We start from the raw sequence: 13,057 nt of genomic DNA, 5'->3' as shown, positions 1-13,057 counted from the left end.
TGTTCGGGTGTCAGCGCCTCCCACCGAGAGCGAGCTACCCAAGAGGCATCGGGGGAACGGGTGGCGCCGTTGGGGAGAATAAATCCCGCCGAAGAGTCGAAGGCAACACCCAAGTCTTCGTGGGCTTCATCCCAGCGATCGAGTTGTCCGGTGATGCGGCTATTTTTTTTTCCTGATTCGCTGCCTGCGGGTGGGTTCACAATCAGTTCTCCTGCGGCGGTCCGTTCTAATCTTAAATCGGGGTTGGCGGCGGCGAGGGCTTGGAATTGTTCCTGGGTGACGTGGAGAAGGGTGGAAGGGGGAAGTTCCAGAGTCAGGGTGGAGTGCATCGAATTTCCTCCGAGAATTTGGGCGGATAGTGTTGATGGTAACTCACAGGGATGGGAATGCGATCGGTTTCAAATCTTCTCGCCCCCAAACCCCCAATTCTGGGGGCTTTTAGCGGATCGAATTTCAACTCATAATTTCACACTGCTATAATGTTCTGGATAGGGAAAAAAGATGAGTTTATCGGGAGAATTAACAATGGTTTATCAACCACAAATTGCAACTCAGCATGAGATTCTCTATCCGGATTCAGACGGTAAACCGATGTCGGACAATACAGTTCAGTTTCGCTGGATTATGACAATCTATCACAATCTGGCGTGGTTGTTTGCAAACGATCGCAACGTGTTTGTGGCGGGGGATTTGCTCTGGTATCCCGTCGAAGGGGATAATAGAACTCGCCAAGCTCCGGATGTGATGGTGGTGTTTGGGGTGGAAAAGGGAGACAGAGGTTCCTATCAACAGTGGAAAGAGAAAGCAACAGTTGCAACAGGAGCGATCGCGAGCCGAACAAGTGACCGCCGAGTTAGAAGAGGAGCGTCGCAAGGCTCAAAGGCTGGAACAGTTGTTGCGGGAAGCGGGGATTGATTGCGATCGCGAGTAGAAGCAGAACTTCACACAATTTGGGAGGTAGGCTTGACAAGATTAAATTTTTGTGGTAACGGGGCGATCGATGGAGTATGGCAACCGCCAGGGCGGTTGGGATATCGATGATATCGCCCCATTTTCTTTCAATGCGTTCCTACGGGGTCACTTCTCCTTCAACTTCCGTCCCCGACGCCGGTTGAGCCTCGATCGCCCGCCGTTGCTTTTCCCGGAACTCAGCCGCCGCGTCGAGTATATTTTCATTCCGTTGAGTCTCAACCGATCCGTCGAAGTCGAACCCACCTTGTTGGGCACGGTGGAGGATGTCGAACAGCGTCCGCTGGTTCAGCGTCGCCGAAGACTCAGTGGTGCTGTTGCGGCTGTCGAAATCCTGGAGGGGATCGACGGTGGTTTGGGCGATCGCGCCGGATTGGACCCAAACGGCCCCACCCAAGCTCAAAGAGGCGATCGCGGCGATGGTTTTCAGAGATGCCGATTTCATAGCCATAGCTGTCAATTACGATTTAGAAGAATTCTATAACTCAATCATTTTAAACCCCTCCCGAACAGGAGGGGTATAGAATGTTTCCAAATGGGTCGGAAACCTAAGCGAACCGACGGCGCAACAGCGGTTGAATCAGCAGCAGGGCGGCGATCGCGAACCCGAGCAACACCAACAGCGCCGCGCCGAACGTCACCTCGCCGAAAGGTGCGGCCATCACCACGCTACCCCAGGACCAACTCTCGTGGACGTAGAGGTAGCGGATCGGTTCGATCGCGTAGCTGAGGGGATTCAGCGTCGCCACCACCTGCAACCACTTCGGCATGAACGACAGGGGCGCCAGAGCCGTACTCGCGAACAGCAGCGGCAGGTTCGTCACGAAAATCACCGCGATCAATTCAATGTGGCCGGGGAGGGCGAAGGCCAGACCCAAACTCAAACCCGTCACCCCCAGCACCAACAACAAAACCACCAGGGCGATCACCGCCAGTCCGGCAATTCCCGGCAATCCGGCGCCCATAAATGATGCCGCCGTGACGATCGCCGCCGTCTGGACGAAACTGAGGGTGACGATATAAATAGCCGAGGCTAAAACGATGGAAAACCGCGAAGCCAGTGGCGCCACCAACAGGCGGTTCAAAAAGCCGAACTCGCGATCGAACATCACCGGCAACCCGGCGTTCAGCGCCCCGGCGAAGGCCGTAAACACGATCACCCCGGCGCCGAGAAATTGTCCGTAATTTGTCGTTTCTCCGAACAACCCTTCGGGGGCATTTTGGAACAGCGCCCCGAACAAAATCAACCACATCAACGGTTGAATGACCCCCGCGATCAGCGTCGAAGGGCGTCGCCGCAACTGGATGAACAGGCGGCGGGTGAGGGCAAGAGTTTCCTGGATGAACTCGCCCACGGGATTGGATTGTTCCTCCAACTCCGCCGCCGATAATTGAGGATTAATCGTCGTACCACTCATAATTTTAAAATCTCGATCGCAACAAATTGGGGAATAGGGAGTCGGTCGTCGGTCGTCGGGAATAAAAAGCAGAGTCCCTCCGCTCTCTTTTCTAACGCATATTCCGCTTTTTCTCCGCCTTCGGGTCGCGTCCGGCCGCCCCGGCGAGTTCCGCATCCATAAGGGTTTGACCCGTGGCAGCCAGATAAACATCGTCCAAACTGGGGCGGGACTGGGCGATGCCGAACGTCGGCAAACCCGCCTCTTTCAGGGCTTGCTGGATAGTGAGCAGAGCATCGTTTTGGGGTTCAACCACCAAATTGAGGGAATTGCCCTGGGCCGGGTTGATGATAATTTCTTGGACGCAGGATAGGGATTCGAGCAATTCCTTGGCTTTTTCGGCCTCTTCGGCCGGGGAGAACTCCCGAATCCGCAGGGTGACGCGATCGCCGCCCACCCGATCTTTGAGTTCCGAAGGGGTTCCGGTGGCGATGACCACCCCCTTGTCAATGATGGCCACGCGGTCGGCCAGGGCGTCCACCTCCTCCAAATAGTGGCTGGTGATCAGCACCGTGGTTCCCGACTCCCGCAGTTTCCGCAGGAAGTCCCACACCGCCACCCGACTTTCGATGTCCAGGCCCACCGTCGGCTCGTCGAGTACCAAGACGTCGGGCTGGTGCAGCAGGCCCGACGCTAGGTCGAGGCGCTTGCGGATGCCCCCGGAATAGGTGCCGCTTTTTTGGTCGATCCACTCCTGCAGGCCCAGCAGTTGCGCCACCGTCTCGATGCGGTCTTTAATTTGGGGGCGGGGGAGGTGGTACAGCGCCGCCTGCAGTTGCAGCAGTTCCCGACCCGTGAGCACCTTGTCGAGGGCGACTTCCTGGGCGACGTAGCCGAGGCGCCGTCGGGCCAGTTTGGGGCGATCGACCACCGAGATGCCCGAAACCGCCAAGTGACCCGCATCAGGGGTGATGAGGGTGCACAGCGATCGCAGGGTCGTGGTTTTCCCCGCGCCGTTAGGGCCGAGCAAGCCGAAAATTTCCCCGGGCCGGACTTCCAGGGAAACATCTTTGACGGCCTCAACCGAACCGTAACGTTTTTGCAGATTCTCGATTAAAACGGCAGGAGTCATGTCACAATTGCTGGTGGATACGGATCGCGTTTACATTACTCAACATTTTAATGGATTGCCGGCGGTCGCGATCGGGGGTGCACCGTTTTAGATCGTCCGACGATCGCACGAAATTTGACCGCCCGGGGGTAAGCTATGGCAATGATGAGCGATCGTGTCTTGACCGTTTCGTTCGGCAGACCCACCTTGAAACCCTAATCTCAAGGTGATGACCGTTAACCGATTCCCCATTACCCATTACCCATTACCTGCACACAGCGCCATAACCCGCCGCCGACCCCCGGGAAATTTCCCGACATTCTCCTCTGATCAGGTCTTGTGACATGAGCCGGATTTTAATTGCCGAAGATGAACCCCGAATCGCCGCCTTCCTCGAAAAGGGACTGCGGGCCAGCGGCTTTACCACCGCCATCGCCGGCAGCGGACGGGAAGTGATCGACAAAGCCATCGGCAACAATTTTGACCTGCTGATCCTCGATTTGGGACTCCCCGACCGCGACGGGTTCCAGGTGTTGAAGGAATTGCGGGGCCAGGGGGAAAATTTGCCCATCATCATCCTGACGGCCCGCGACGACATCACCGACAAGGTGGCGGGGTTGGAGGGCGGCGCGGACGATTACGTGACCAAGCCGTTTCGGTTCGCGGAACTGCTGGCCCGGGTGCGGGCTAGGCTGCGGACCCAAACTCCAACCGGCGGCGAGGATGAGAAAAGTCTCCGGGTCGCCGATATTTCCTTGAATTTATATACCCGCCAGGTGCAGGTGGGCGATCGCACCCTGAAACTTTCGGCTAAGGAGTTCCAACTCCTCGAAACCTTCCTGCGCCACCCCGAACAGGTCCTCAGCCGCGAACAGTTGCTCGATCGCGTCTGGGGTTACGATTACGATCCGGGGTCCAACGTCGTCGATGTCTACGTCGGCTACCTGCGGAAAAAACTGGGCAGCGATCGCATCGAAACCCTGCGGGGCATGGGCTACCGCCTCTGTAGTTCGCCCCGGGACATTTGAGAAGATTTGGGGGAACCCCAGCCGGTTTGAATTCGTCTAATAGTTGATCGTTTGGCCGGACAGACTCCGTTGACGGAGGCAACAGGTAACAGGCAATAGGCAACAAGCCGGTTGAGGAGGGAACGGGGAAGAATGAAAACTCGATATCTTCAAAATTTGAGGAACAATATTGGGTGGCAATTCGTCAATAATTGGTTTTGTCGGCGATCGCCCCGGCCGGTTCGGTTCTCGACCCCCATTCGAGATTAATATTAAGAAATTTCTCACGTTGACTTCATGGAGATCTTAAGGGGTATCCTTACAATGAGGGAGTACAAGAACTGAAGTATCACGACTGGAAGAAGCACGATGATTTTGTGGTGTGAGGTCAAAAAACATCCGAAAGACTGATTCCTAAACCCTTCGGGTCTGATCGACTCGGGGGATCTTTCACGGCCGTCCTTCGTCCTTCCCCATCAGGAGTCCGGGCTGAAATCTCACCAGAACATTTTCCGAAGTGCGATCGAATTCAGCCCTCCCAAAACGACGTCGGATGAACTTTGGGTCGCATCTATGATTTTGAGAATTCGGCATCGACGGCCCCAACGTTTGTATCTCATTATTTCCCCAATTCGAGCCGGCGGGCGATCCGCGACAGCGCACCTATCGCATTGGGAACGATTTTTGAGTGCAAATGACCCCAAAAATAATTAGAATTGAGGATTTTTTAAGCATGGACGACGAACTTTTGACTTCCGTCCCTCTAATCCTAGAAGACCCGGAAATCTCCGAAGAATTAGACGCAGAAATGGACGGCTCAGAATCGGAAGATTTGGCTGACGTCACGGCGATCGAACTGGACGTAGACGAAACAGATGATGACACCGATGACGAAGCGGATGACGACCTCGATGACGGAGGGCAAATTGATAATGAAATGGTCTCCGAAATTGACGACCCGGGCAACGGTCTGGAAAATCCGGAAATTGCTGAATCTGAAGTGGAGATAACCGACTCGGAAGCGGTGGCGGATGACGCCCCCGTCCCGACTTTTCTCGATGTCGTGGGCGATATCAGAACCTTCATCCTGAATCAACTTTTCGATGAAGAAGCCTACCTCGAACAAAACCCCGACCTGGCACAATTCCAACTGGAAGTCGAGGCGGCAGGATTCACGTTTGACCTGCGACAACACTTCTTTGAATTCGGTCAATTTGAAGGCCGGGAATTCAGTTCATTTTTCAACATTACCGAATATGCCCAGAGCAATCCGGATGTCGCGGCTGTGATCTCTCGGGAAGATTTGCTCACCCACTTCTTAGATTTCGGTCTGGCCGAAGGTCGGGAGTTTAGCAACTTCTTCAACATCAACATTTACACCCAAGCAAATCCCGACCTGGTTTCTGTCACCCAAGGAAACCTCGTCAGCAGCTTCGTCCACTTCTTGCAGTTCGGACAGTTTGAAAACCGGATTGGCAGCAATCTATTCAATCCCAATGTCTACCTGCAACTGAACCCCGGCGTTGTCAGCGACCTGGAAGAGGCGGCTAATCAGGGTTTGCAAGTCAGTGCTTTCACCCATTTCCTGCAAATCGGACGCCGCCAAAGTCTGGAGTTCAGCAATATTTTCAACGTCAGCGAATATGTGGCGTTGAACCCGGATTTGGTTCCATTTATCGAAAGCGGTCAAATTACAGCCACAGACCACTGGGTACAATTCGGATTTTTTGAACAGCGGGAGTTTAGCTTCTCGTTCTCTGTTTCCCAAGTCTTGGAAACTCTAAATCTGACCAGTCTCACTGAAATTAACCTTTCCGAACTCATTGCTCAAATTGAGGCGAATTTCAATCTGATTATCGGTTCCGACGACGACGATGAGGATACCGGTTCCGAAGGAGATGATGTCATCGACACGCCGGACGACGAAGCTGATGACGATGGTGGAGACATCCCGGATACTGACGACGAGGACGACGACGAGGACGACGACGAGGACGACGACGAGGACGACGACGAGGACGACGACGAGGACGACGATGCGGATGATGGAGTGAGTGGCGAGTTACCTCCCCTCGACGATATCCCCTCCGCACCTCCTCCCGTAGCAGAACAACCCGAACCGGAACCGGAACCCGAACCGGAACCGGAACCCGAACCGGAACCGGAACCGGAACCCGAACCGGAACCCGAACCGGAACCGGAACCGGAACCCGAACCGGAACCCGAACCGGAACCGGAACCCGAACCGGAACCGGAACCCGAACCGGAACCCGAACTGCCGTCAGAAGTCGCCTTCAATGTCGGATTTATTCTGACCACCTACGAAGCTCAATTGCAAGTGGCTTTCCAAGTGGAAGATGTCACCACCATCGCCACTCAGGAGCTCTTGGATTGGCTGGATGAGAATTACTTGGAACTTGACATCAATCCATCTCCCGCCGTCGATGTGAGCTACTATTTGGAGGCTTACAGTGCCCAACTGATCGCGTTTTACGGCGTGGCATCCGTCGAAGAACTCAGCTACTTGCAAATCGTCAATTACATCGACGGGGAAGGCTTGGAACAAGGATTCTCGCCGAGTCCGAATATCAGCTTGAGCTTCTTCCAATCGACCTACAGCGTCCAACTCGAACAGTTCTTCGGGGTTTCCGTCGAGAACATCAGTAATGCACAACTGTTCAGTTACATTGTCGAAGTCGGATTGCCGGAAGGTCAGAGTCCGTCGTCGTTAGTTGACTTAGATTTCTTGCTGTCCAATCAACAATCAATTACGGCGATCGAAGCTCATTTCGGAACCGAAATTACCAATCTTACGAATACCGAAATTTTCGAGTACGTCACCTCCGAAGATGGTTTGGAAGCGGTCAATCCCTCTACGGTGGTGAGCCTCAACTATGTCACAGCCGTTTACCAGACCCAGTTGGAAGCGTTCTTCGGCGTTGAAATCACCGAAATTTCCAATACCCAAGTTTTGGCGTTTATCAATAGCCAAGGTTTGGAAGAGGGGTTGAATACTTCCGCCTCCTTCGGGTTTGAATATCTGACCGCCATCTACGGCGAAGAAATTACTGCCACCTTGGGGCCGGATGCGACCCAGCAGGAAGCGATCGCATTCATTCAGGAAAACGGACTTCCGGAAGGTGTCAACCCGTCGGTTTTCGTGCATATCAACTTCGTCGAACAGACTAATGTGGAAGCCATTCAGGAATTCTACGACGTTGACGATGTTGAAGAACTGTCCGAACAGGAAGTCATCGCCAGCATCGACTCCCAGGTTTTTGTCGATGTCAACTATGTGGTGAATCAATACGCGGAACAACTGGCGGAATTCTACGAAATCGAGGTCGAGAATGTCGGCAGTTTGACCGAGTCCCAGGTGATTTCCTTTACTTTGGGTGCGGGAGAAAATTTGAACGTGATGGGGGCAGCCGTTAACTTTGCGGAAGCTCGATCGCTGTTTGCATCGCAACTGCAAGCTTTCTTCAACGTCACCAATATCGAAATTTTGAGCGACGCTCAAATCAATACTTTCTTGTTTGAGCAAAGCCAACAGTTTGCCTTGGTCAATCAACTGGTTAATGTCGTTGATACCAACTACTACGCGACCGTTTATTCCGAAGCATTAACCGCACGATTTGGCGCGGACTTCACGGCTGAGAATGTGGTCAGTTTCGTATTTGGCGATGATGCTCCGGCGATCGATATCCGGTTCGCACTGCTTCAATACGAAGAGGAATTGGCAACTCATGCGGAGAGTTTGGGTAAAGAACTCGACCAACTGACTGCGGAGGAAATTCGGTTCTATTTTCTCACCGAAGGTTTTGACGTCGATAATCAACTCATCCCCTTTGATCTGGATGCTGCGTTCGTCCAATATACCGAAGAACTGACGGCTTTCTATGGAGTCAGTGGTTTCAACCAACAGCAGATTTATCAGTTTGTCGTCAACGAAGCCTTGCAACGGGGTCTGAGCCTGTCTGAAGTGGTTGATGATGATGCCCTGGAATTCCTGCGGGAGCAGTACAGCGATCGCATTATTGCCGCCTTTGACCTCGAAGAAGGTGAAGTCGCCGATGTCGATGCAGACGTGGTTCTCGACCTGATTTATGGCGGTTTGTCTCAAGTCGTCAATTACGATTACTTCCGCTTTACTTTCGAGGGAGATGTGGCGCAAATCTTCGGAGTCGAGAGTATTGCTCAGGTTAGCGAACTGCAAATTCTCGAGTATCTTTACGGACAAGAAGAGGTCGATTTTAACTCCTTGGGTTGGTTCAATTTCCAAGGCTATCTTGCCGAATATGGCGAGGAGTTGGAAACGGCTCTGACTGAATATTATGGCGTTGAAAGCGTCACCGAACTGAGCCAAGATATGATCGGTCAGTTCGCCCTCACCGTCGGTGCTCAACAGTTCAGCGTGGAAGAATTTGCCGATCTCGACTATATCGGTACAACTTTCAACGCGGCGATTCTCGACAGCGACGAGGCGGTTAAGGCCTGGTTGAGTGAGTTTTCATTCCTCAATGTGGATACGGCTTACGTCCAAGAGCAAATTGAAATGTTGCTCGAAGAGGAAACCCTGACGCTGGCTGATTTGAACGGTATTTTGCCGGAGGAAATTACCAGTTTGGATGACCTCGGAGATCGAGGGCTGATCAATTTGGTTTTCAATCCCGATTTTCAAGCCTTGTTGGGTGAGGAAACTGAGATTAAACTGTTCCAAGAAACGGTCAGTGCCGATTACGTCCGGGAAATCTTTGCCCCCGCGATCGCCCACGTTTTGGATGTGGATATCGCCGCCGTCACTGGGGAGGAAGTTACGACGATTACTGACGAACAACTCGACGATTTCTTGTTGAGTCAGTCCGCAGAAATTGCCACAGATTTGGGCATTTCCGAAACGGATGTGACCCTGGAAGTGGCTCAAGAGTGGTTTGCGACTAACTCGGTGACGACCATTGAGGGACAGGAAATTGAGGTCGATGTCGCTTACGTCCGATATCAACTGCAAGAACTTCTGGACGAAGAAGCGATCGCGATCGACGATATCAACTCCGTTCTCGAAGAACCGATTGACACACTCGACGATCTCACCGACGAGCAACTCACCAATTTGGGATTGGATACCGAATTCCAAAGTGAGTTTGAACTCGAACTCGAACTGGTTCAAAGCGAACTGAATATCGGTTTCGTGGTTTCTCAGTACGCCACCGAACTTGCTCAATACTTCGAGTTGTCTGAAGAAGAATTGGCCGATCGCGAATTCACCCAAGAGGAAATTGTCGAATTCTTCAGTGCAACTCAAGGGGAAGAAATTGCCGCTTTCATTGGTGAAGATGATGCGATCGGAGGGGAATCCGACGATGATTTGAGTGGTGACGATACCGCCGATGATTCGGACGATGACGATTCGGACGATATCACCGATGATTTGAGTGGTGACGATACCGCCGACGATTCGGAAGATGAGAGTTCGGACGATACCACCGATGATTCGGACGATGAGAGTTCGGACGATACCGCCGACGATTCGGACGATGAGAGTTCGGACGATACCACGGGTGATGATACCGCCGACGACGGTACGGAATTTGCAGCCGAAGACGTTCTGGCTTACATCCAACAGGTGACGGTGGAAACCGTTACGCAGGCGGAAGAAATCGACACCGGTTATGTGGCGTATCAGCTTCAAGAACTGATGCATGATTTCGCCTTCACCCTTGAAGATGTCAACGGTATTTTGGAAACCGAATATGCATCTCTCGATGAGTTGACTTCAGAAAACATTACCACCCTGGCGTTTAGCGAGGAGTTCGGGGAAATTCTGGGAGAGGATGTCGAACTCGAACGGGTACAGTCTACCGTCAATTACGACTACCTGCGGGTTGCGGAAACCGAGGATATTGTCAACTTCTTCAATACCGAAGAAACCTCCGTCACCGCCGAAGACGTGTTGCGAGGTGAAGTCCAGTTCCTCCCCGACGGAGAAATTCTGGCGACATTTGAGGAGAACTTCCTCACCGCCGATGTCGGCTATGTCCGCTATCAAGTGGAACAATTGTTGGAAGCCGAAACCGTCACCATCGAACAGGTGAACGAGATCCTGTCCCCGGAAGAAGCGATCGCGGAACTCGGAGATCTCGGCGATGCTCAGGTGGTGGAACTGGTTTACAGCCGCGACTTCAAAGCCTTGTTGATGGAAGCCGAGGAAGAAATCGAGCTCTCGCCGGTTGACTATCAAGCCTATATCCAAGACAACGCCGAAGCCTTGTTGGAAGGGTTCGAGGATGTGGACGACGTAGCGGAATTGACCCTGGAACAAGTCCACGGGTTCATGTTCGGGGAAGCGGAAGGAACGCTTGAGGGATACGTCGCCTTCGACTATCTCGGCGAAACCTACCAAGCCGCGATCGCCACTCAAGAAATCGCAGATGCGACGGTTATCAACTGGCTGCAAAGCGAGTTCCTGTCCCTCGATCACAACTTCCTGCAATACCAGGTTCAACAGTTGACGGTCGAACAACAAACCCAGTTGTTGGAGGATCTGGGTATCGAAATCGATGATATCGCCAATCTCTCACGGCAGCAGGTGGTTCAAATCGCTTATAGCGAGGAATTCCAAGCACTCCTGGAAGTCGAAGCAGTCCAAACTGAGGCTTTCGATGTGGAAGGCTACGCCGAAGCCAACGCCGAAGCACTCGCAGAGTTCTACGAAGAAGAACTCGAAGACCTCGAACCCCCCACCGAAGAAGGTGAAATTCCCGATTCCGTCGTGGTCGAGTTGTCGAACTTCACCGGAGCTCCCGCCGGCGTGACGGTGACGCTCGAGGAAGTTGAAGACGGCATTCAGGTGACGGTTGACAGCGTGGAACCGATCGCGGATCTCAACGGCCTGTTCTTTGATATCGAAAATGACGATCTTCTCGATAGCCTGTCGGTGACGGGGGATGATGTCACCTCCTCGGACTTCGGCGGCGACGTGACGCAAGTGGGTAACGCCACCATCGCACCCCTGGACTTTGAAGCCGGCGTGCAAATCGGAACGTCCGGTATCGGTCAGGATGACATTCAATCCACCGTGTTTGTCCTCAGTTCCGAGGGTGAAGAGTTGACCCTGGAGCAATTTATCGGCGAGGAATTCGGCGTCCGCCTGACGAGCGTGGGTGAAAATCGCAATGGCAGCAGCAAGCTGCGAGGAACGGCGGCGCCGGTGTTTGCAGAAGTGGACGACGACGGCTTCAATCTCGGCGGCTTGACTCGCGAGCAGGTGATCGAGTTTGCCTTCCAAGAAGGATGGGAACTCGGAATCAATCCCCTGGAATACGTCGAAGTTGAGTATCTCAAAGAACAATTCCAGGTGCAATTGGCCGAGTATTATCAGATTGGGGTCAGCGAAGTCGAAAGCCTGGAAAGTGCGTTGGTGGTGGATTACTTCTACGGCGGTCTGTCCGAAACCATTGACTTCGAGTATTATCGCACTCAATATGCTGGCACCTTGGAAGGGACCTTCGGAGTGAGTGCCGAAAGCCTGAGTCAGGTGCAGATTCTCGAACACGCCTACACGGTGGGTCTGGAAGAAGACTTTAATTTCGCACCCGTGGACTACGAGGGTATTGCACAAGAATATCCCGCAGTTCTGGCCGATTTCTTCGGTGTTTCCGTCGAGGAAGTTGCCAGCCTGGATGTGTCTTTCCTGGCGAGCTTTGATCTGGGAATTGCCTCCGAACTGGGTATCGATATCGCGCAGTTTGTCGATCTCGACTACTACCGCGAACAACTCAGCGAGCAAGTGGTTCAAAATTACCGCATCGAAAACGTCTACCAGATCAGTTCCCAGCAGTCGTTCCAGTTCAGTTTGCAAGCCAATTTCAACACCGCACCGACCATCGATCTCGATTGGGCACGGGGTGAATACGCCGACGAACTGGAAGAAAATTTGGACGACTTCGACCAAGATGGCAACGGCGACATCGACGACGGCGAACTGTACGATGCTTTGACGGGTCAACTGTTAGAAGCGGGGAACGAAAGTTCCGATATCTACAACTTCGAGGAATACTTCGAGTCCGAGGAATTGCAACAAGAAGTTGCCGATTACTACGGTGTCGAGTCCTTTGAAGAGGTCAGCTTCACCCAGCGGTTGCAGTATATGTTCGGCGCGGGTCTGGAAGCCGGAATCGAGCCTTACAGCGAGGAATTCCTGGCGGAATATCCCGAACTGGAAATGGAAACTTACATTTCTGCGAACTCTGCCGCTTTGGTTTCCTTCGCTCAGGTTCAGTCCGTCGAACAGGTGACGTTCTTGGATGTGTACAACTTCCAGGCGACGACCGAAACCGACGTGTTTGGCGTCTAGTTGGTCCCATCTTGTCTGGAATGACAGAGCGATCGCTTTCAAATCTGTAAGTTAATTGATGAAGTGTCGGATTGAATTCAATCCGGCACTTTTTTTAGACCTAATTTTTTCCGGGGTCAACTCCACACCCACCCCGAAAACTCTAGAAACCGGGTTTCTTTCCAGCATCTCGATGGCTAACAAAATAACCCACGAGAAACCCGGTTTCTTCCTCCCCCCG

6 protein-coding genes and 1 pseudogene are annotated in these 13,057 nt (G+C 52.9%); 3 read left to right on the top strand and 4 right to left on the bottom strand.

Features of this window, described 5'->3' with window-relative positions:
• Positions 1-329, bottom strand: a 329-nt coding sequence (locus AC0QHF_RS23630) for a Uma2 family endonuclease (RefSeq protein ID WP_324706713.1), incomplete at its 3' end; no start/stop codon positions are given.
• A 196-nt stretch (positions 330-525) separates the two neighbouring features.
• Between AC0QHF_RS23630 and AC0QHF_RS23625 the strand changes: the two are divergent.
• Positions 526-801: pseudogene (locus tag AC0QHF_RS23625) on the top strand (Uma2 family endonuclease); the annotation flags it as partial.
• Positions 802-1,069: 268 nt separating this feature from the next.
• Here the strand turns inward: AC0QHF_RS23625 and AC0QHF_RS23620 are convergent.
• The 3 genes from AC0QHF_RS23620 to AC0QHF_RS23610 all read right to left on the bottom strand — a co-directional run bounded on the left by AC0QHF_RS23620 (position 1,070) and on the right by AC0QHF_RS23610 (position 3,498).
• Entirely contained in the window at positions 1,070-1,420 is a 351-nt protein-coding gene (locus AC0QHF_RS23620) for a hypothetical protein (RefSeq protein WP_324706712.1), read from the bottom strand.
• A 97-nt stretch (positions 1,421-1,517) separates the two neighbouring features.
• Entirely contained in the window at positions 1,518-2,387 is an 870-nt protein-coding gene (locus AC0QHF_RS23615; protein WP_324706711.1) for an ABC transporter permease, read from the bottom strand.
• Positions 2,388-2,478: 91 nt separating this feature from the next.
• Positions 2,479-3,498 carry an ABC transporter ATP-binding protein gene (locus AC0QHF_RS23610; RefSeq protein ID WP_324706710.1) on the bottom strand — a complete coding sequence of 340 codons (1,020 nt, stop codon included), beginning with the start codon at positions 3,496-3,498 and terminating at the stop codon, positions 2,479-2,481.
• 323 nt (positions 3,499-3,821) lie between these two features.
• On the opposite strand from AC0QHF_RS23610, the gene AC0QHF_RS23605 reads away from it, so the two are divergent.
• A complete protein-coding gene (locus AC0QHF_RS23605) occupies positions 3,822-4,505 on the top strand; it encodes a response regulator transcription factor (RefSeq protein WP_324706709.1) in 684 nt (227 codons plus the stop codon).
• Between the two features lie 712 nt (positions 4,506-5,217).
• Positions 5,218-12,837 (top strand): energy transducer TonB, encoded by a 7,620-nt coding sequence (locus AC0QHF_RS23600; protein WP_324706708.1) that lies wholly within the window; start codon positions 5,218-5,220, stop codon positions 12,835-12,837.
• Positions 12,838-13,057: the final 220 nt, after the last annotated feature.

This window comes from Lyngbya sp. CCY1209, assembly GCF_055795065.1.
This window is presented reverse-complemented; position numbering and strand designations above follow the sequence as displayed.

Excerpts from the sequence above, each read along its gene's own strand:
- AC0QHF_RS23620 (WP_324706712.1), bottom strand. The coding sequence starts at position 1,420 with ATGGCTATGAAATCGGCATCTCTGAAAACCATCGCCGCGATCGCCTCT.
- AC0QHF_RS23615 (WP_324706711.1), bottom strand. The coding sequence starts at position 2,387 with ATGAGTGGTACGACGATTAATCCTCAATTATCGGCGGCGGAGTTGGAG.
- AC0QHF_RS23610 (WP_324706710.1), bottom strand. The coding sequence starts at position 3,498 with ATGACTCCTGCCGTTTTAATCGAGAATCTGCAAAAACGTTACGGTTCG.
- AC0QHF_RS23605 (WP_324706709.1), top strand. The coding sequence starts at position 3,822 with ATGAGCCGGATTTTAATTGCCGAAGATGAACCCCGAATCGCCGCCTTC.
- AC0QHF_RS23600 (WP_324706708.1), top strand. The coding sequence starts at position 5,218 with ATGGACGACGAACTTTTGACTTCCGTCCCTCTAATCCTAGAAGACCCG.